At 67.3% G+C, this 19,502-nt stretch carries 19 protein-coding genes; 5 read left to right on the forward strand and 14 right to left on the reverse strand.

Going from position 1 to position 19,502, the window contains the following annotated elements; genetic code table 11:
• Positions 1–217: 217 nt before the first annotated feature.
• The 4 genes from FR943_RS01375 to FR943_RS01390 all read right to left on the reverse strand — a co-directional run bounded on the left by FR943_RS01375 (position 218) and on the right by FR943_RS01390 (position 4,113).
• Complete coding sequence (locus tag FR943_RS01375; protein ID WP_217154493.1) at positions 218–967, reverse strand: succinate dehydrogenase/fumarate reductase iron-sulfur subunit; 750 nt, start codon at positions 965–967, stop codon at positions 218–220.
• Entirely contained in the window at positions 964–2,880 is a 1,917-nt protein-coding gene (locus FR943_RS01380) for a fumarate reductase/succinate dehydrogenase flavoprotein subunit (protein WP_217154494.1), read from the reverse strand. Before FR943_RS01380 ends, FR943_RS01375 begins: the two co-directional genes overlap by 4 nt.
• Positions 2,881–2,942: 62 nt before the next feature.
• Positions 2,943–3,764 (reverse strand): succinate dehydrogenase subunit SdhC, encoded by an 822-nt coding sequence (gene sdhC / locus FR943_RS01385; protein WP_217154495.1) that lies wholly within the window; start codon positions 3,762–3,764, stop codon positions 2,943–2,945.
• A 52-nt stretch (positions 3,765–3,816) separates the two neighbouring features.
• Entirely contained in the window at positions 3,817–4,113 is a 297-nt protein-coding gene (locus tag FR943_RS01390; protein ID WP_217154496.1) for an Rv0250c family protein, read from the reverse strand.
• A gap of 199 nt (positions 4,114–4,312) precedes the next feature.
• On the opposite strand from FR943_RS01390, the gene FR943_RS01395 reads away from it, so the two are divergent.
• Positions 4,313–5,071 (forward strand): isocitrate lyase/PEP mutase family protein, encoded by a 759-nt coding sequence (locus tag FR943_RS01395; protein ID WP_217154497.1) that lies wholly within the window; start codon positions 4,313–4,315, stop codon positions 5,069–5,071.
• Between the two features lie 123 nt (positions 5,072–5,194).
• Positions 5,195–5,659, forward strand: coding sequence for a hypothetical protein (locus FR943_RS01400; protein WP_308170406.1), 465 nt, complete (start codon positions 5,195–5,197; stop codon positions 5,657–5,659).
• 36 nt (positions 5,660–5,695) lie between these two features.
• On the opposite strand, the gene FR943_RS01405 is transcribed toward FR943_RS01400, so the two are convergent.
• The gene (locus tag FR943_RS01405; RefSeq protein ID WP_217154499.1) at positions 5,696–6,604 is read right to left on the reverse strand and encodes a DMT family transporter; all 909 of its coding nucleotides are present in this window, start codon (positions 6,602–6,604) and stop codon (positions 5,696–5,698) included.
• Between FR943_RS01405 and FR943_RS01410 the strand changes: the two genes are divergently transcribed.
• From FR943_RS01410 to nirD, 3 genes are all read left to right on the forward strand, one after another.
• Positions 6,603–8,015, forward strand: coding sequence for an aminotransferase-like domain-containing protein (locus FR943_RS01410; RefSeq protein ID WP_217154500.1), 1,413 nt, complete (start codon positions 6,603–6,605; stop codon positions 8,013–8,015). The two genes, FR943_RS01405 and FR943_RS01410, sit on opposite strands and share 2 nt — an antisense overlap.
• Positions 8,016–8,157: 142 nt before the next feature.
• Positions 8,158–10,743, forward strand: coding sequence for a nitrite reductase large subunit NirB (nirB, locus tag FR943_RS01415; protein WP_217154501.1), 2,586 nt, complete (start codon positions 8,158–8,160; stop codon positions 10,741–10,743).
• The gene (gene nirD, locus FR943_RS01420) at positions 10,740–11,111 is read left to right on the forward strand and encodes a nitrite reductase small subunit NirD (RefSeq protein ID WP_217154502.1); all 372 of its coding nucleotides are present in this window, start codon (positions 10,740–10,742) and stop codon (positions 11,109–11,111) included. Before nirB ends, nirD begins: the two co-directional genes overlap by 4 nt.
• Here nirD and FR943_RS01425 read toward each other — a convergent pair.
• The 9 genes from FR943_RS01425 to FR943_RS01465 all read right to left on the reverse strand — a co-directional run bounded on the left by FR943_RS01425 (position 11,096) and on the right by FR943_RS01465 (position 19,478).
• Entirely contained in the window at positions 11,096–11,347 is a 252-nt protein-coding gene (locus FR943_RS01425; RefSeq protein WP_217154503.1) for a Fur family transcriptional regulator, read from the reverse strand. The two genes, nirD and FR943_RS01425, sit on opposite strands and share 16 nt — an antisense overlap.
• Before the next feature lie 641 nt (positions 11,348–11,988).
• A complete protein-coding gene (locus tag FR943_RS01430) occupies positions 11,989–12,684 on the reverse strand; it encodes a sirohydrochlorin chelatase (protein WP_217154504.1) in 696 nt (231 codons plus the stop codon).
• On the reverse strand, positions 12,681–13,832 hold the full coding sequence (locus FR943_RS01435) for a uroporphyrinogen-III synthase (RefSeq protein WP_217154505.1): 1,152 nt from the start codon (positions 13,830–13,832) through the stop codon (positions 12,681–12,683). Before FR943_RS01435 ends, FR943_RS01430 begins: the two co-directional genes overlap by 4 nt.
• A gap of 34 nt (positions 13,833–13,866) precedes the next feature.
• A complete protein-coding gene (locus tag FR943_RS01440) occupies positions 13,867–15,282 on the reverse strand; it encodes a nitrate/nitrite transporter (RefSeq protein WP_372448056.1) in 1,416 nt (471 codons plus the stop codon).
• Positions 15,283–15,392: 110 nt separating this feature from the next.
• Complete coding sequence (locus FR943_RS01445) at positions 15,393–15,983, reverse strand: GNAT family N-acetyltransferase (RefSeq protein ID WP_217154506.1); 591 nt, start codon at positions 15,981–15,983, stop codon at positions 15,393–15,395.
• A gap of 156 nt (positions 15,984–16,139) precedes the next feature.
• A complete protein-coding gene (locus FR943_RS01450) occupies positions 16,140–17,024 on the reverse strand; it encodes a 5-oxoprolinase/urea amidolyase family protein (protein WP_217154507.1) in 885 nt (294 codons plus the stop codon).
• A 25-nt stretch (positions 17,025–17,049) separates the two neighbouring features.
• On the reverse strand, positions 17,050–17,724 hold the full coding sequence (locus FR943_RS01455) for a 5-oxoprolinase subunit B family protein (protein WP_217154508.1): 675 nt from the start codon (positions 17,722–17,724) through the stop codon (positions 17,050–17,052).
• A gap of 74 nt (positions 17,725–17,798) precedes the next feature.
• On the reverse strand, positions 17,799–18,500 hold the full coding sequence (locus tag FR943_RS01460; protein WP_217154742.1) for a queuosine precursor transporter: 702 nt from the start codon (positions 18,498–18,500) through the stop codon (positions 17,799–17,801).
• Positions 18,501–18,527: 27 nt separating this feature from the next.
• Entirely contained in the window at positions 18,528–19,478 is a 951-nt protein-coding gene (locus FR943_RS01465; RefSeq protein ID WP_217154509.1) for an ABC transporter substrate-binding protein, read from the reverse strand.
• Between the last annotated feature and the right edge of the window lie 24 nt (positions 19,479–19,502).

The raw sequence follows: 19,502 nt of genomic DNA on the forward strand, positions 1-19,502 counted from the left end.
ATGAGCGCCTCAGACTTCCTGGAGCCCGATGACGACCTTGCGGAACAGTTGGGTGCCGGCGTCCTTCTGCGCGGGTGGACATATGACGCTGACGATCATGCCCCGAACCAGGCCGTAGTAGTCGCACCTGTCCTTGCCTGGTGTCAGCCGAGCCTAGCTGTGCTGTTTCCTCTTCGCGCAAGCGCTCATGCGTGCTGTTTCCTCTTCGCGCAAGCGCTCATCGGCGGAACAGCTTGTTGCCCAGCCAGACAATCGGGTCATACTTGCGGTCGACCACCCGTTCCTTCATCGGGATGATGGCGTTGTCGGTGATCTTGATGTGCTCCGGGCACACCTCGGTGCAGCACTTGGTGATGTTGCAGTAGCCCAGGCCGGCTTCTTCCTGCGCGAGGTCCTTGCGGTCCACGACATCGAGCGGATGCATGTCCAGCTCGGCCAGCCGGATGAAGAACCGCGGCCCGGAGAAGGCCGGCTTGTTCTCCTCGTGGTCACGCACCACGTGGCAGACGTTCTGGCACAGGAAGCACTCGATGCACTTGCGGAATTCCTGGCTGCGTTCCACATCCTGCTGCTGCATCCGGTATTCACCGGGCTGCAGATCCTTCGGCGGGGTGAACGACGGGATCTGCCGCGCTTTTTCGTAGTTGAACGACACGTCGGTCACCAGGTCACGCATCACCGGGAACGTGCGCAGTGGCGTCACAGTGACGGTTTCGTCCGGGTCGAAGGTTGACATCCGGGTCATGCACATCAGGCGTGGGCGGCCGTTGATCTCCGCCGAGCAGGATCCGCACTTGCCGGCCTTGCAGTTCCACCGCACCGCCAGATCACCGGCCTGGGTGGCCTGCAGCCGGTGGATGATGTCGAGCACCACCTCACCGTCGTTCACCTCGACGGTGTAATCGTGTAGCTCGCCTCCGGTGTCGTCGCCGCGCCAGACCCGCAGGTTCGCGTTGTACGCACTCATGCTCGGCCCTTCCGATCGGGGTGCTCAGCCAATTCTTGTTCGGTGTAATACTTTTCGAGTTCGGTCAGTTCGAACGTCGCCAGCAGGTCCTCCCGCATGGGCAGCTGTGACTCGGGTGTCACCGTCACGTCTGGGACCACCTGGTCCTCCTCGCCGGCGGCCCGGCACACCAGCAGCGTGTTGCGCCAATTGGGGTCCATGTCCGGATAGTCGTCTCGGGTATGTCCGCCGCGGCTCTCGGTCCGGGCCAGCGCGGCCTTGGCGACGCACTCGCTGACCAGCAGCATGTTGCGCATGTCGATGGCCAGATGCCAGCCGGGGTTGAAGACGCGACCGCCCTCGACGCTGACGTTGTGCACCCGGGTCCGCAGTTCGGCGAGCTTGCCGAGTGCTTCCTCGATCTCGTCGGCCTTGCGGATGATGCCGACCAGGTCGTTCATGCACTGCTGCAGCTCGGCGTGCAGTGTGTACGGGTTCTCCGGATGCGCGTGAGATTCGAAGGGCGACAAGGCCAATCGGGTGGCCTCGATGATGGCCGCCTCGGAGACGGCGGGTCGTTCCGGCAGCGTCGTCACGTAATCGGCGGCGCCCAGGCCGGCGCGGCGGCCGAACACCAGCAGGTCCGAAAGTGAGTTGCCGCCAAGGCGATTCGATCCGTGCATGCCACCCGAGCATTCGCCCGCGGCGAACAGCCCGGGCGTGTCCGCCCCACCGGTATCCGGATCCACCTCGATACCACCCATCACGTAGTGGCAGGTGGGGCCGACCTCCATCTCGTCCTTGGTGATGTCGACCTCGGCCAACTCCATGAACTGGTGGTACATCGACGGCAGCCGGCGCTTGATCTCCTCGGTGGACATGCGCGAGGCGATGTCGAGATACACGCCGCCGTGGGGCGAGCCGCGGCCGGCCTTCACCTCCGAGTTGATCGCCCGGGCCACTTCGTCGCGGGGGAGCAGGTCAGGGGTGCGTCGCGCGGAGTCGTTGTCTTTGAGCCACTGGTCGGCTTCCTCCTCGGTCTCGGCGTACTGACCTTTGAACACCGCGGGGATGTAGTCGAACATGAACCGCTTGCCCTCGGAGTTCTTGAGCACGCCGCCGTCGCCGCGGACCCCTTCGGTGACCAGGATCCCCTTCACCGACAGCGGCCAGACCATGCCGGTCGGGTGGAACTGGATGAACTCCATGTTGATCAGGCCGGACCCGGCGCGCAGCGCCAGGGCGTGGCCGTCGCCGGTGTACTCCCAGGAGTTCGACGACACCTTGAACGATTTGCCGATGCCGCCGGTGGCCAGCACGATCGCCGGGGCCTCGAACAGTACGAAGTTGCCGCTCTCGCGGTAGTAACCGAACGCCCCGGCGATGCGCTCTCCGTCTTTGATCAACTCGGTGATGCTGGTTTCGTGGAAGACCTTGATCCGGGCCTCGTAGTCACCGAACTCGGCCTTGTCCTCCTGCTGCAGCGAGACGATCTTCTGCTGCAGCGTGCGGATGATCTCCAGGCCGGTGCGGTCGCCGACGTGGGCCAACCGCGGGTAGGTGTGTCCACCGAAGTTGCGCTGGCTGATCCGGCCGTCCTTGGTCCGGTCGAACAGCGCGCCATAGCTTTCCAGTTCCCACACCCGGTCCGGGGCTTCCTGCGCGTGCAGTTCGGCCATCCGCCAGTTGTTGAGGAACTTGCCGCCGCGCATGGTGTCGCCGAAGTGCACCTGCCAGGAGTCCTTGGTGTTGACGTTGCGCATGGCTGCCGCGCAGCCGCCCTCGGCCATCACGGTGTGTGCCTTGCCGAACAGCGACTTGGTCACCACGGCCACCCGCAGACCGCGTTCGCGTGCCTCGATCACCGCGCGCAGGCCTGCTCCACCGGCCCCGATCACGACGACGTCGTAGGAGTGCCGTTCCAACTCACTCATGTATTTCCACTCGCCTTCTTGCGTGTACGTACTTGTCGGCCAAAGAAACTCGGTTGACCGAGTCAGCCGATGAACCTGAGATCAGAGATGGTGCCGCTGGCCACCAACATGATGTAGAAGTCGGTGAGTACCAGGGTGCCCAGCGTGATCCAGGCGAACTGCATGTGGCGGGTGTTGAGCTTGCTCACCTGAGTCCAGATCCAGTACCGGACAGGGTGTTTGGAGAAGTGCTTGAGCCGGCCGCCGGTGACGTGCCGGCACGAGTGGCAGGACACCGTGTAGATCCACAACAGGATCACGTTGCCGACCAGGATGATGTTGCCCAGGCCGAAGCCGAAACCGGACGGGGAATGGAATGCGGTGATCGCGTCGTAGGTGTTGACCAGGGAGATGAGCACCGCGGCGTAGAAGAAGTACCGGTGCACGTTCTGCATGATCAGCGGAAGTCGGGTCTCCCCGGTGTATTTCGCGTGTGGTTCGGCCACCGCGCAGGCGGTCGGCGACTGCCACACCGACCGGTAGTACGCCTTGCGGTAGTAGTAACACGTCAGCCGGAAGGCCAACAGGAATGGCAGTGAGATGAACGCCATGGGGATGAACCAGGGCAGATCGCCCACCCACTGGCCGAAGTGACTGGATCCGGGCGCGCACGCCGTGCTGACGCAGGGCGAATAGAACGGCGTCAGGTAGTGGTAATCCGCCACCCAGTACGCGCTGCCCCAGAACGCCCGGATCGTCGCGTAGATGACGAACGCGGCAAGCCCCAGATTGGTCAATAGTGGTGCCTGCCACCACCGATCGGTCCGTAGGGTGCGTTGGGGTATCTGCGCGCGGGTGGGCGAGAAGACCCCGGTCGCGCGACGGTCAGCGGTGGGTGCGCTCACGGTTCCCTTTCTCCAGGTTCAGTTGTCTGTCGGGCGGCAACCGCCCGCGAGCTCAGCGGTATCCGCCGAGACCCTCGTCAGCGACGTCCTGCCAGAACTCGCTGCCGTATTGGGTGTCGGGGATGCCGATCTTCTCGCGGGTCGGTTGTTGGCGTGTCACGCCGTGACGCATCTCCAACTCTTCGGCGTCGATGTCCAACCGCTCGATGTCGTTGAGGATCCGCTCGGCGTCGTTCGTCACTCGGCGCATGGCAGGGGAATCCCCGTATTTCGACGCCAACGTGCTGACGCACCGGCGCATATCGCCGATCAACTTGTGCAGTTCAGAGAACTCGGTAGTGGTGGACAAGTGACCTCCTCGGGCTGAAGGTGTCAGGGCTCACAGTACGACACCCAATGCTAGCCACATCACGATCGGGACGTGATGCACATCACGTCGAAACGGTGCGACCGTGCACGTCCGGAGCGGATCGGCGTCCCGGCCATATTGTTGATCGTGTTGACACCACGCCTGGCCACATGGCGTGGGTGAGGACCTTGGAGGTTCGATGAGCGAGACCCCGTTGCAGGACCGGGCCGCGACGCTGTTGGCGCTGCACCGGCCGGGCAACCCCGTTGTGCTGCCGACGGTCTGGGATGCCTGGTCGGCGACGCTGGCCGTCGATGCGGGTTTCTCCGCGCTCACCGTCGGTAGTCACCCGGTGGCCGATTCCATCGGCAAGGCCGACGGCGAGGTGATGACCTTCGACGATCTGTTGACCCGGGTCCGCCAGATCACCGATGCGGTCGAGGTGCCGGTCTCGGTGGATATCGAGTCCGGGTACGGACAACGCCCGCAGCGGCTGATCGAGGGCCTGCTCGACGTCGGGGCCGTCGGCTTGAACATCGAGGACACCGTGCACAAGGAGGGCAAGCGGCTGCGCAGCGCGGCCGAGCACGCCGAGTTGGTGGGGCAGTTGCGGGCGGCCGCCGACGCCGCCGGGGTGCACGTGGTGATCAACGCGCGCACCGACATGTTCCTGCGCAAAGACGGTGATGCGGGTGATCGCGTGGATCGGGCAGTCGCCCGGCTGTCCGAGGCGGCCGCGGCCGGCGCCGATTCACTGTTCCCGGCCGGGTTGGCCGATCCAGAAGGGTTGGCGCGCTTCGTCTCCGCAGTCTCGCTGCCGGTCAGCGTGACCGTCCCGCCCGATACGGCCGATCTCGCCGCGCTCACCGAACTCGGTGTCGGGCGCATCACCTTCGGGCCGTTCCTGCAGGCGGCGCTGAGCGCACAGGCCAAGCGGGTGCTGGCGCGCTGGCGGTAAGCATCACCGATCGGCGATTTTGGGCAAACTGCCCGCTCTCGGCGGTCAATCTGTGCCAATAATGACCCAGGGATACGTCGAGCAGGTGGGATGCAGGCGATGGGGTGGCGCGCAGGACAGGCAGTGGCGTTGACGGTAGCCGGCGCAGTGGTGCTCAGCGGGGCCGGTACGGCGCCCGCAACGGCGTCGACGATGGTGCCGTTGTCGAATCACATCCGGCAGTGCGATTTCGTGGAGGGTCAGTTCCTCGACGGGATGGGCGCGGGCACCGGGAACGGATTTGCCGACATCGGGTCCGATGGCGCGCAGGTCAGTGCCCGGGTGACTCTGCAATCGGCGCGGCCGGACACCGAGTATCGGGTCCGGCTCATCCAGTTGCCCCGGTCGTCGGTGGCGACCTGCAGTGCTGGTGATCCAGGCGTGTCCAGCGGGATATTGCACACCGATGCCAGCGGCACGTCCACCATCACGGTCTCCGGGCCCGAGGTCGACGGCACCACGGCGGCCTGGGTGGTGGTCGAAGGCCCACCGGCACCGGGGCGCATCCGTAGCGACGTGTACAGCACGGACTACCCGGTCAAAGTCTGAGGCCGGCGAAATGGAGTGGAATCCCGTGGATTCCACTCACCGCAGCCGAATTCGGACGGCCAGCGCGGCGCACCCGATCACTGCGGCTCCGCCGAGTGCGGTGGACCAGGTCAGTCCTTCGTGCAGCAGTAGCGCCGCCCAGCCGATGGTCAATACCGGTTGGATCAGCTGCACCTGGCTCACCTGGGTCATCGGCCCGATGGCCAGGCCGCGGTACCAGGCGAAGAAGCCCAGATACATGCTGACCGCCGCCAGGTAGCCGAACGCGGCCCATTGCGCCGGCGTGGCGTGTGGCGGCTGTTGCGCGACCGCTACCGCGGTCAGGGCGGCCATCACCGGCGCTGCGACCACCAGCGCCCAGGACACTGTCTGCCAGGCGCCGAGTTCCCTCGCGAGCAGGCCACCTTCGGCATATCCGATCGCGGCCGCCAGCACCGCGCCGAACAGCAACAGGTCAGCCCAGCGCAGGTGGCCGAGCCCGGCGCCGTGCAGCATCGCGAACACGACGGCGGCCAGCGCGCCGGCCGAAGCCATGACCCAGAAAGCGGCCGGCGGACGTTCGTGACCGCGCAGTACGGCGCACACCGCGGTGGCCGCCGGTAGCAGTGCGACGACAACGGCGCCGTGGCCGGCCGGCACGACGGTGAGCGCATAGGAGGTCAGCAACGGGAAGCCGGCGACGACGCCGCCGGCCACCACGGTGAGTCGAACCCACTGTCGGCGGGTGGGCAGCGCCTGCCGGGTTGCGGCCAGTGCGGCGCCGGCGATGGCGGCGGCGGCCACGGCTCGTCCGGCGCCGATGAACAGCGGGGAGAGTCCGCCGATGGCGACCTTGGTGAACACGATGGTGAACGAGAAGGCGGTCACCCCCAGCAGTCCCCACCCGAGCCCGGAGCCCGATAGCGCTAAAGCATTCTGGCGAGTAGCGCTACTCTGTATCAACATGGATAACGATAGCACTGAGCGCATCGTGTCCGGCCTGCGTCGGTGGATCGCCAACGCCACCCCCGGCGCGCAGCTGCCGTCGAACCGGGCGCTGGTGGCCGAATACGGGGTCAGTCCGGTGACGGTGGCCAAGGCCATGCGAAGCTTGCGTGCCCTCGGGCTGGTCGAAAGCCGGCCTGGGGTAGGTACTTTCGTGCGTGCCAGCCGTGCCGCCCGGTTGCCCGACTACGGCTGGCAGACCGCTGCGTTGCGGTCGCCGCACGCGCGCATCCCGGATTTGTCGACACCGCTGCGCGATGCGCCTCCGGACGTGATCGCCATGCACTCCGGCTATCCCGTCCGCGAACTGCTGCCTCAGCGGCTGGTCCGGGCGGCCCTGACGCGGGCCGCCCGTGCCGATGCCGCGCTGAGCCCGGCGCCCGCGGCGGGTCGGCCCGATCTGCAGGCCTGGTTCGCCCAGGAATTGGGAGAAGCCTTCGGGGCCGGCGTCACCCCGCCAACGGCCCGTGAGGTGATCGTCCTGCCCGGCAGCCAGAGCGGGTTGAGCTCGATCTTTCGCGCGCTGGTGGGTTTCGGGCAGCCGATGCTGATCGAGTCGCCCAGTTACTGGGGCGCGATCCTGGCCGCGGCGCAGTGCGGGGTGCGGCTGGTGCCGGTGCCGAGCGGCCCGAATGGCCCTGAGCCCGAGGAGCTTTCGCGGGCCTTCGGCGAAACCGGGGCCCGGGTGTTCTACGCGCAGCCCACATTCGCCAATCCCACTGGTGCCCAGTGGGATCCCGAACGTGCCGGGCAGATTCTCGATGTGGTCCGTGGGCACGGCGCCTTTCTGGTCGAGGACGATTGGGCACACGATTTCGGCATCGAGGGAAACGTGCGGCCGGTGGCCGCATCCGATGACGCAGGCCACGTCATCTATCTGCGGTCGCTGACCAAGAGTGTGTCGCCGGCCATCCGGGTGGCCGCGATGGTGGTCCGGGGCCCGGCGCGGGACCGGATACTGGCCGACCGGGGTGCCGAAGCGATGTATGTCAGTGGCGTGTTGCAGGCCGCAGCGCTCGACGTGGTCACCCAGCCGGCCTGGCGGACCCACCTGCGTGATCTGCGGCAGCAGCTGCGGGCCCGGCGCGATCTGCTGATCGAGGCCCTGGCGCAGCATGTGCCCGGCGCCGTGCTGGAGCACGTTCCGCGCGGCGGGCTGCACCTGTGGCTTCGCCTGCCCGACGCGGTCGATCTGGCGCGCCTGGTGCGTGATTGTGAAGCCGGGTCGGTCCTGGTGGCCGCGGGGGACGAGTGGTTTCCGGCCGAGCGCTGCGGGCCCTACCTGCGCCTCAACTACTGCGGACCCGATCCGCAGCGTTTCGGCGAGGGCTGCCGGATTCTCGGCCGGGCTCTGGCCGACCAGCTGGATTGACGCGACCGGATTGCCTCGACGACATCGTCAAACCTCACCGCCGCGCAACCTCACATGTGCGCGGCGGCGACCGTGAGCACTCCGTGACGGGCGCTTCACACGGCGCGACATTTCGGCAACTTCGGGTTCCTAACCTCGCCGTATGTCGTCAACACAGAACGTCGTGGTCATCGGACACGGCATGGTGGGCCACCGCTTCGTCGAGGCGTTGCGGTCGCGCGACGCCGCGGGCGCGTGGCGGGTCACCGTCCTGTCCGAAGAAGCAGACGCCGCATATGACCGGGTGGGCCTGACCGGCTACACCGAACATTGGGACCGCACCCAGCTGGCCCTGCCCGGCAACGACTATGCCGGTGACGACCTGGTCGATCTGCGGCTGGGTTGTGCGGTGGCCGAGATCGACCGGGAGACCAAGACCGTGCACACGGTCGACGGCCAGAGCTTCGGCTATGACGCGTTGGTGCTGGCCACCGGTTCGTACGCGTTCGTGCCACCGGTGCCGGGCCACGACCTGCCGCACTGCCACGTCTACCGCACCCTCGACGACCTGGACGCCATCCGGGACGGCGCCCGGGCCGCGATGGACACCAAGACGCCGGTCGGAGCGGTGATCGGTGGCGGTCTGCTCGGTCTGGAAGCCGCCAACGCGCTGCGCGCCTTCGGGCTGACCACACACGTCCTGGAGATGTCGCCGCATCTGATGTCCGCCCAGCTCGATCCGGCCGGCGGTGCCCTGCTCAACCGGATGATCCGGGGTCTGGGGATCCAGGTGCACACCGGTGTCGGCACCGAGAGCATCCACCCGGTGCAGCGGCACAAGCCGCTGAAGAAGTCCAAGAACGACGACTCGGTCCGGCTGTCGCTCAATGACGGCAGCAGCATCGATGCGTCCGTGGTGGTGTTCGCCGCCGGTGTGCGTCCGCGTGACGAACTGGCCCGCAAAGCCGGCTTGGACATCGCGCAGCGCGGCGGTGTGATGACCGATCTGTCGTGTGTGACAAGCGATCCCAGCATCTACGCGATCGGCGAGGTGGCGGCCATCGAGGGCCGGTGTTACGGCCTGGTCGGCCCGGGCTACACCTCCGCGGAGGTGGCCGTGGACCGGCTGCTCGGCGGCGAGGCCGAATTCCCCGAGGCCGACATGTCCACCAAGCTCAAGCTGCTCGGGGTGGATGTGGCCAGTTTCGGTGACGCCCAGGGGCGCACGCCCAACTGCCTGGACGTCGTCGTCAACGACCCGGTGAAGAAGACGTACGCCAAGCTGGTGCTCTCCGACGACGCCAAGACGCTGCTCGGCGGCATCCTGGTCGGCGACGCGTCGGCCTACGGTGTGCTGCGTCCGATGGTGGCCAGCGAGCTGCCTGGTGACCCGCTATCACTGATCGCCCCGGCAGCCGAAGGCGGCGCGGCGACCCTGGGTGTGGGGGCGCTGCCCGACATCGCCCAGATCTGCTCCTGCAACAACGTCACCAAAGGTGATCTGAAGGAAGCCATTTGCGGAGGCTGCGACGATGTGCCCAGCCTGAAGAAGTGCACGCTGGCCGGCACGTCGTGCGGGTCCTGTGTGCCGCTGCTCAAGCAGCTGCTGGAGGCCGAGGGGGTCGAGCAGTCCACGGCGTTGTGCGAGCACTTCAGCCAGTCCCGCGCCGAGCTCTTCGAGATCATCAGCGCCACCGAGATTCGCACCTTTTCCGGTCTGATCGAGAAGTTCGGCACCGGAAAGGGTTGCGACATCTGCAAACCCACGGTCGCCTCGATCCTGGCGTCGACGAGCTCCGATCACGTGCTCTCCGGGGAGCAGGCCTCGCTCCAGGATTCCAACGACCACTTCCTGGCCAACATCCAGAAGAACGGCAGCTACTCGGTGGTGCCGCGGTCGCCGGGCGGTGAGATCACCCCGGAGCAGTTGATCCTGATCGGTGAGATCGCCAGGGATTTCGACCTTTACACCAAGATCACCGGTGGCCAGCGCATCGACATGTTCGGCGCCCGGGTGGATCAGCTGCCCGAGATCTGGCGCCGGCTGGTCGAGGGCGGCATGGAATCCGGCCACGCCTACGGCAAGTCCCTGCGCACCGTGAAGAGTTGCGTGGGCAGCACCTGGTGCCGGTACGGGCAGCAGGATTCGGTGAACATGGCCGTCGAGATCGAGAAGCGGTACCGGGGCCTGCGCGCGCCGCACAAGATCAAGATGGCCGTGTCGGGGTGTGCGCGTGAATGTGCCGAGGCGCAAAGCAAAGACGTCGGCATCATTGCCACCGAACAGGGCTGGAACCTCTATGTCTGCGGCAACGGTGGCATGTCGCCCCGGCACGCCCAGTTGCTGGCCGGTGATCTCGACGACGAGACCCTGATCCGCTACATCGACCGCTTCCTGATGTTCTACATCCGTACCGCCGATCGGCTGCAGCGCACGGCGCCGTGGCTGGAGGCGATGGATGGGGGGCTCGACCACCTGCGCGACGTCGTGTGCAACGACTCGCTCGGTCTGGCTTCGGAGTTCGAGGCGGCCATGGAGCGTCACGTCGACGGTTACGCCTGTGAATGGAAGGGCGTGCTGGAGGACTCCGAGAAGTTGTCGCGCTTCGTCTCGTTCGTCAACGCCCCCGGTGTCGACGATCCCACCGTCACGTTCACCGAGCGCGCGGGCCGCAAGGTCCCGGCCCCGGCCGAGCAGGCGGTACCCATCGGAATGCCCACGATCCGTTCGCTACAGGAGGCGCCATGACCGTGCTCGACGACCGCAATGATGTCAACGCCGGAGTGGGGCAGGTGTGGACGACGGCATGCGCGTACGACTTCCTGATCCCGGGGCGCGGCGTGGCCGTGCTGCTGCCCGATGGCGCTCAGGTGGCACTGTTCCGGCTCGATGACGGCACGCTGCACGCCGTGGGGAACATCGACCCGTTCTCCGGGGCAGCCGTGATCTCGCGGGGCTTGACCGGGGACCGGGGCGGACGTGCCACGGTGCAGTCACCGATCAAGAAACAGGCGTTCGCCTTCGATGACGGCAGCTGCCTGGACGATTCCGCGGTGTCCATTCCGGTGTACCGGACCCGGGTCACCGCCGAGGGCATGGTTCAGGTCGCGGGCTGATCGGCCGCACGGCTCCAGTGGGCATCGCGCCCCTGGAGCTTGCGGCGTTCCACGTCGCCGCGACGCTCCAGCACCGTGAGGTTGCGGTAGACGGATTCGATGACGACCGGGGCATGGAAATGCGCATGCATGTCGTCACGTAGCTGTGCGGTGGTCATCGGCCGTGAGGTGCGTTCCAGGGCGTGGAGCAGGTGCTGACGCAGGTGTTCGGCCGAGACCCGGTTACCGGGTCGCACGGCTGTCTGCGTCGTCGCGGCGTACCGCGTCCAATGGTGTTGTCACCTGCACCTTTACTTCGACTCCCATCACTTCGCCCAGCTGGCCGGCATAACGATAGCCGAGAATTTGGGCGGCTCCGACACAGATACCGGCCTGGCAAACGACCGCACCGGTGACGGCGCCGGATTTGCCAGAACTGCGCGTTGCCGACGCTTGCGCGATCGTGCCGCAGGCATCTCACTGGCTAACTAGAATAGTTCGCTGGGTGTGTTTAGACTCCTTGTCAGGTGAGCGTCTTCTGAGGGGTTGACAAGGGATGTTTGCGCGTTCTGTGTTGAATCTCCTGGGGGCTGCGGCGATGCTCGGCGCACTTGGAGCAGCGTTCATGCCGCTGGGTTTGGATGCGGTTGACCGTGCCGGTCAGCCCATCCCGTGTGGTAGCGGTGCGCGGCCGGACCATCAGGTGGCCGCCCAGCAGGACCGGCTCAACCTGGACCAGCACACGCTCGCCGGCCCCGGGTATGTGCCGAGCGATTACGTCGAGCAATGTTCGGCACTGGTCACCGAGCGGCGATCGACGGTGTTCGTGGTCGCCGGCGCCGGCGGTGCGCTGCTTCTGGTGGTGGCCGCCGGGCCCCTGGTCGCACGGTCGATCCGGTCACGCCGCAGCCGGCAGGCTCAGCACGCCCGCGCGCCGGAAGCGGTTCGCAATCAACCGGACCATGCCCGGGTGGGTGCCCAGCGGTTCGCTCACGAGGTCGGCACCGGCTTCACGCAGCCGATCCTGGAACAGTCCGTCGGCGAGCAGGTAGGACGCCACAGCTATGCGGCGATCGCTGCGGCGGCGCTGCGCGGCGACGGCTTCGGCAACACTCGGCGCCCCGGTGGCGGCGAAAGCCAGTTCTACGCGGTCGCCGGTCAGGGCTGACAACAGCGCGGCGGTGCGTCGAAGGTCGGACTGGGCACTTCTGTCCGAGGTCCCGGCGGCCGCCAGGATCACCGAATCTCCCGGGCGCCAGCCTGATTCGACGAGTCGATCGGCCAGTACCCGAACCGTGCCGGGGCACGGGCCCAGCGGCTGGGTGACGGTGACCCAGGGATGCGCGCTGGCAGCCACATGGGTGGGGACATCGACCCGGACGTGATAGCCGGCGGCCAGGAAGGCCGGCACCACGACGGCCGGAGAGTCGGTCGGCAGCGCCGCCAGCACCTCGCTGGGGGTGGGCCCCAGCACGTCGACGAAGGACACGTGTACGGGCCGGCCCAGCATCTCGGACACCCGTTCGGCGAGATCGCCGATCATCGCGACGCCGCCGGGTTTGCGGGTCCCGTGCGCCACCAGTACCAGGCTCACAGTGCCCGGACCATCTCGGAGTCGTCGACCGCCAGCCGGTAACCCCGCTTGACGACGGTCGACACGATGTTCTTGTCGCCCAACGCGGTTCGCAGCCGCAGCACGGCGGTTTCCACGGCGTGGGTGTCTGTGCCGGCGCCCGGCAGTGCGCTGAGGAGGTCGAATCGGGACACCACCGCACCCGGTCGGTGGGCCAGCGCCCGGATGGTCGACATCCCGGCCGGGGACAGCGGCTTGACCGCGCCGTCGACCAGGACGCACGTGCCTCGGATCTCCAGCGTGTGCCCGGCGACCCGGATCGAGCGCGTCTGCAACAGCGGCAGTTCGTCGGTGATGTGACGGGCCAAGGCGCCCAACCTCATCCGTTCCGGCGCCGAGGTCGGCACCCCGAGCCGGACCAGGGGCCGGGCGGTGACCGGTCCGACGCACATCGCGTGCACGTCGGTGCGCAGCGCCGCCAGTACCCGGTCGGCGAGCCCCATCTCGGTAGCCCGCATCAACACCGATGCCACCGCCATCGCCGAGGTGAAGCTGACTGCGTCGAAACGGTGGTCGGCGATCCCGGCGACCAACTGGTCGAATTCGCCGTCGCGCGGGGCCGGATGCCAACGGTAGACCCGGATCGGTACCACCTCGGCGCCCGCGGACCGCAATTCGTCGAGAAACTCCGGGAACGGATCCCACTCGTCGGTGGCGCCGTGCAGTTGCACCGCGATCCGCTGGCCGGCCACTCCCTGCTCGATGAGGTAGCGCAGCACCTCCCGGGAGGATTCGGATTCCGGTGACCACTCCTCGGGCAGCCCCGCCGCCCGCAGCGCCCCGGTGGCCTTCGGGCCACGCGAGACGATGCGCGCGGTGCTCAGGGCGGCGGTGAGGCTGCGGTCCAGACCCCAGCCGTCTGCTGCGGCCATCCAGCCGCGAAACCCGATCCCCGTCGTCGCCACCACGATGTCGGGTGGCGTGGCGATCAGCGACGCCGTGTGGGCGCGCAGCTCGTCGTCGTCGGGTAGCGGCACCATGGTGATCGCAGCGGCGCTGGTCACCGTCGCACCACGCCGTTCCAGCAGCGCACCGAGTTCGTCGGCGCGGCGGGAGGACGTGACGGCGACCCGGAATCCGGTCAGCGGCGCCCAATCGGGATCACTCATGTGTCTTGTGTAAGCAGACGGTGTTTCCAAGCTGTTAACCAACCATTGCTGAGGCGTGTCGGTCTTCGGGGACCACAGTGACCTGCGTCGCAATGGGCCTGCGGACGTAGCGCATCCAGGTGAGTGCCGAGGCCAGCAGGTAGAAGGCCAGGAAGATCACGAAGGCTGCCGTGGCCGAGCCGCTGGACAGGTAGGACTGGCGCAGGGCCAGGTTGATGCCCACGCCGCCCAGGGCGCCGATGGCCCCGGCGAAGCCGATCAGTGCGCCGGACATCGACAGCGACCACTGCTGGCGCTCTTCCTCGGTGATCTGCAGGGAGTGGCTGCGGGCCTCGAAGATCGACGGGATCATCTTGTACACCGAGCCGTTGCCCAGGCCGCTGAGCAGGAACAGGGCCACGAAGCCGACGACGTAGCCGACCATCATCAGGGTGTTGGCCGCACCCGCGGAGTGATCGTCGAACACGCTGATCCCGACCAGCAGTCCGGCCGCCAGGATCATTCCGCCGAACACTGCCAGAGTGACCCGGCCGCCGCCGATCCGGTCGGCCAGCTTGCCGCCGTACACCCGCGCCACCGAGCCGAGCAGCGGTCCGATGAAGGCGATCTGGGCGGCGTGCAGCGAGGCCTGGGCGGCGCTTTGCCCGCCGGCGGCGAAGTTGATCTGCAGCACCTGGCCGAAGGCGAAGGAGAAGCCGATGAAGGATCCGAAGGTGCCGATGTAGAGCAGCGAGATCACCCAGGTATCACGCACGGCCAGAATCGATTTCATCGCACCGAAGTCGACCTTGTGCAGTTCGAGGTTGTCCATGTACAGGGCCGCGCCGATGCCGGCCACCGCCAGCGCCACCAGATAGACCGCACACACCCAGTACGGGGCGCGGTTGCCGGCGGTGGCGATCACCAGCAGGCCGATCAGCTGGATCATCGGCACGCCGATGTTGCCGCCACCGGCGTTCAGTCCCAGGGCCCAGCCCTTGAGGCGCTGGGGGTAGAAGGCGTTGATGTTGGTCATCGAGGAGGCGAAGTTGCCGCCGCCGAAGCCGGCCAGCGCCGCGCACAGCAGATAGGGCCACAGCGGTAGGCCCGGATTGGCCAGCAGCACCATGGTTCCCACCGTCGGGATCAGCAGTACGAAGGCCGAGAACACCGTCCAGTTGCGGCCGCCGAATGTGGCGGTGGCCAGGGTGTAGGGAATGCGCAGACAGCCACCCACGAGGGTCGCGGTGGCGCCCAGGAGGAATTTGTCACCGGCGGTGAAGCCGTACACGGCCTCCGGCATGAACAGGATCATGACCGACCAGATGGACCAGACGGAGAAGCCGACGTGTTCGGCGAACACCGACCAGATCAGGTTGCGGCGCGCGATGTACTTGCTTCCGGCCTCCCAGGCCACCGTGTCCTCGGGATCCCAATTGGTGATGCGCTTCGACTTCAGCAGAGTGGGCATGGCGCAAAAGTAGGAAGCGTTTATTGCGCGGACGCTCCCTGCGGTGACCCGGCCGTGAACTTCCGCTCACCTGCTGCGTGGCGACGGTGTGAGGCGGTGTTGCCCGGTGGCTACCAGACGTCCCCGTCGCGCCAGTCGCAGGCGATCTCTGCCGAGGTGTCCAGCTGCATCCCGTCGGGCAGATCGATCGGCAGCACGAACAGTGACCGGTCGTCCGAAGGCGTACGGGTCACCCCGGCCGGCCGCAGCACCGAGGTCGGGCCGGTCCAGGGCAGCCAACCGCGGGACAGGTACATGTCCCGCGCGATCTCCGAGGAGCTGAGCGCGCCGAGTTGGTAGGCGCCGCGCAGCACCTGCTCGACGGCGTCCAGCACCGCGGTGGCCAGCCCCTGGCCGCGCCAATCTTCGCGCACCGCCACGGCTTCCACGTAGCCGCAGCGCAGTGCGGTGTCGCGGTAGAGCAGGCGCCGCTGGACGACGGCGCCGTGTGCGATCAGGGCGCCGTGGTGGCAGATCAGTGCGTGCATGCCACCGAGGGAGTGCTCCCAGTCGGCTTCGGTAAAACTGCCCTCGAAGGCATCGATGACCATGCGCCGGGCGCCCTCGCGGGTGTCGTGGTCGAGATCAGCGGTGTGGACCAGACGCGCGGTGTGCAGGATCCCGCCTCGGACGGGCGGCGCGCTGACATCCTGGATGGGCACACCCATGTTCTACCAGCGCTGCGCGCCGGTGTCTCTACGTTGCGGACCGTCCAGCGTGAAGGCCGAACTCTCCGGGCGCTGTTTTCACACCTGGGTCGCTGATCGCCGGGATCGCAACCACGACGTAGAAAATGACGACGCGAACGGCCCAGGTGACTAATCCTCGAACGGCCGACGAGGGTGCGACCAGTGCAGGCGCACGGTCTGTCCGGGCCGGACCTGGCCCAGTTTGTCGATGTCCTCGTCGGTCACCACGCCGATCACCGGGTAGCCGCCGGTCACCGGGTGGTCGGGCCCGAGGATCACCGGAAAACCGTTGGGCGGTATCTGGATTGCCCCGCGGGTCGCCCCTTCGCTGGGCAGTTGGCGGCCGGGCCAGCGGTAGTCCAGCGGCATACCGACCAGGCGCATCCCGACGCGGTCGCTGTGGTTGGTCACCAGCCAGTTGGTGCGGATCAGCACGTCGGGGTCGACGAACCAGTCGTCGCGGGGGCCGGGCACCACGTTCAGCTCGAGCACGTCACCGGTGATCGCGGCGACCGGGGCCTGGTCGGTCTCGGGCAGATCGGCCGTGTGCTCGCCGACCGGCAGGATGTCGCCGGGTTGCAGGGGAGCGGGGCCGATCGCCGACATCACGTCGTAGCTGCGCGAGCCCAGCACCGGCTCGACCTCGATGCCGCCGCGCACCGCCAGATAACTGCGCAGCCCGGAGTGCGGAGCGCCCAGTGAGATCACGTCGCCGGCCCGCACGTGGTGAATACTGTTGGTGCCGAAGGGAATCCCGTTGACCGCGGGGTCGGTGTCGGCGCCGGTGACGGCGATCGTCGCCTCCCCGCCGGTCACCCGGGCCGAGAAACCACCGAACATCACCTCGACGGTGGCGTGCTCACCCGGATTGGCGACCAGCCGGTTGGCCAGCGTGTGGGCCCGACGGTCGGCGGCACCCGAGCGGGTGACACCCAGGTGCGCCATGCCCGGGCGGCCGAGATCTTCGAGCAGGGCCAGCGGTCCGGTGCGCAGCACTTCGAATGTTGTTGTCATGGTGTCCTCCTCGCCGATGAGCCGTCTAGCCGATGGCCCGGAACTGCACCCAGGTGCCCGGGGTGAGCAGTGCGGGTTGGTCGCGATGGACGTCGAACAGCACCGCGTCGGTGCGTCCGATCACCTGCCAGCCGCCGGGCGACTGGCGTGGGTAGATGCCGCTGAATTCGCCGGCCAGGGCCACCGCCCCGGCGGGGACGCTGGTGCGCGGCTCGGCCCGGCGCGGTACCCGTAGCCGCTCGTCACCGCCGACGAGGTAGGCGAAGCCGGGGGCGAAGCCCATGAATCCGACCTGCCACGGGGTGCCGGTGTGGGCGGCGATCACCTGCGCCGGGGTGAGCCCGGTGTGTGCCGCCACGTCGTGCAGGTCGGCGCCGTCGTAGACGACGTCGATCGTCACGTCCACACCACCGCCGAGCGGCCGGACCGGCGCCGCGCCCGGCTGCAGACGCAGTGTGCCCAGCCGTTGCCGGGTGGGCGCCTGGTAGCGCGGATCGGCCAGTTTGATCAGGATCGTGCGGGAGGCCGGCACGATGTCGACCACACCGAGCAGTTGGGCCGCCGTCAGGGCGGCGGTCCATGCCAGAACATCGGCAGTGCTGTCGAACTCGAGCAGCAGAGCCTGGTCGCCGTATTCGCGAGTGGTGCCGGGGTTCAGGCTGGGGCCCCTCGCGTCCATCACCTCTGATGTCACACTCATGACCTGAAGCTACCCGTCGGTAGCTAAGAAAGCGCCAGCTCTGTGAACCTTGCCAGAGCTGCCTTATCGAAGCCTCACACGGCGGCCTGATATGTGGGCTCGCGGTGCTTGACGGCGGCGATCACGCGGTAAGTGATCGGCAGCATGATCACCTCGATCGCGGTCTTGTAGAGCCACCCCAACGCGGTGTAGGTGACGAAGTCGCCGACGCTGTCGATGCCGATCGCGCCGGCCGCGATGGCGCAGAACACCAGAGTGTCACCGAGCTGGCCGGCGAACGTGGATCCGATCAGGCGAGCCCACAGATGCCTCTCCTTGGTCCGCTGCTTGATCGCGACCACCGCCCACGCGTTGATGGTCTGTCCGACCAGGAAGCCGGCCAGGCCCGCCACGATCAACTGGGTGTAGGCGCCGACGATGTTCTCGAAGTGTTCCTGGTTGGCGTAGAAATCGGCGGCCGGCAGATAGACGGTGATCCAGAAGGCCAGGGCGGCAAGGGCGTTCATCGAGAAGCCGAGGAGGATGGCGCGCCGCGCGGCCTTGAAGCCGTACACCTCGGAGAGCACGTCGCCGATCACGTAGGTCAGCGGGAAGACGATGAACCCACCGTCGGTGATGATCGACCAGTTGCCGATGATCGGGCCGAAGGCGACGCCCTTGGTGGCGGTGACGTTGGAGATGATCACCAGGGCGGTGAACACCGCGACGAACACCGGATAGTAGGCCGAACCGACGGCCGCGGTGCCGCGATGCTCGTGTTCCTTGGTGCCTGTCACCGGGTCGTTTGTCACCGGGTCAGTGTGTCAGGTCAGCGCCTGGTTCAGCAGCGCCGGTAGCTGGTCGGCAACCACCGGATACGACAGCGGTGAGGCGAAGGCGATGGCGCCGGCCAGGTCCTTGGAGGTGAAGACGTGCCGTTTGCGCGTGGTGGCCCGTAGCTCGGCGATCGTCGGGTCGGCCAACAGGGCGTCGCGTTCCTGGTCGCTCTCGGTGGTCCAGATCAGCACATCGGCGGCGTCGAGAACCGAGGCGATGTCGTCGCGTGGGATCAATTCGGGTGTCGGGGGCACCGCGAAGCCCATCTCGGTGAGGAACTCGGTGCGCCAGTCGGCGTGGGTCTGCACGCTGTCGCGGAACAGGGTGCCACCCAGCAGGAGGGCCTTCTTCCCGGCGAACTGCGGGTTGCTGGTGGCCACCGCCTTGAACTTCTCGTCGATGCCGGCGATCAGGGCCGTCATCGCGTCGTTCTGGAACACCGCCTGGCCGATCTGGGTGGCCTGGTCGCGCCAGGGTTCGAAAAAGGCCTCCGGCCCCGATTGCGCGACGGTCGGGGCGATCTCGGACAGCTTGGTGTAGGTGTCGGCGTCGAGCCCGGCGTTGGTGGCCACGATCAGGTCGGGCTTGAGCGCCGCGATCTTGTCCACCTGGATGCCGTCGGTCAGGTTCAGCACCGTGGGTTTGGCATCCCCGAGTTTCGGTTGCGCCCACGGCCACACAGCGAACGGCTGACCGCCGAACCACTCGGTGGTCGCGATCGGGACCACACCGAGGGCCAGCAGCGCGTCCTGTTCGGTGAAACCGGCGCTCACCACCCGTTGCGGTGGCCCGGGGATCGTGGTGTCACCGAATTGGTGGCGCACGAGCGTGGAACCGTCTTTGGCGACTTCGCCGGGCTTTTGCGTGCTGCATGCGGCGATCAGGGTCATCGCAGCGGTGACCGTGAAAAACCCTCGCCGTGACCAGGTTGTCGGCACGTGGCCAGGGTAACCGCTACCCGG

The sequence above is a fragment of the [Mycobacterium] fortunisiensis genome (assembly GCF_019050325.1).
GTDB classification, from domain to species: Bacteria; Actinomycetota; Actinomycetes; order Mycobacteriales; family Mycobacteriaceae; genus Mycobacterium; species Mycobacterium fortunisiensis.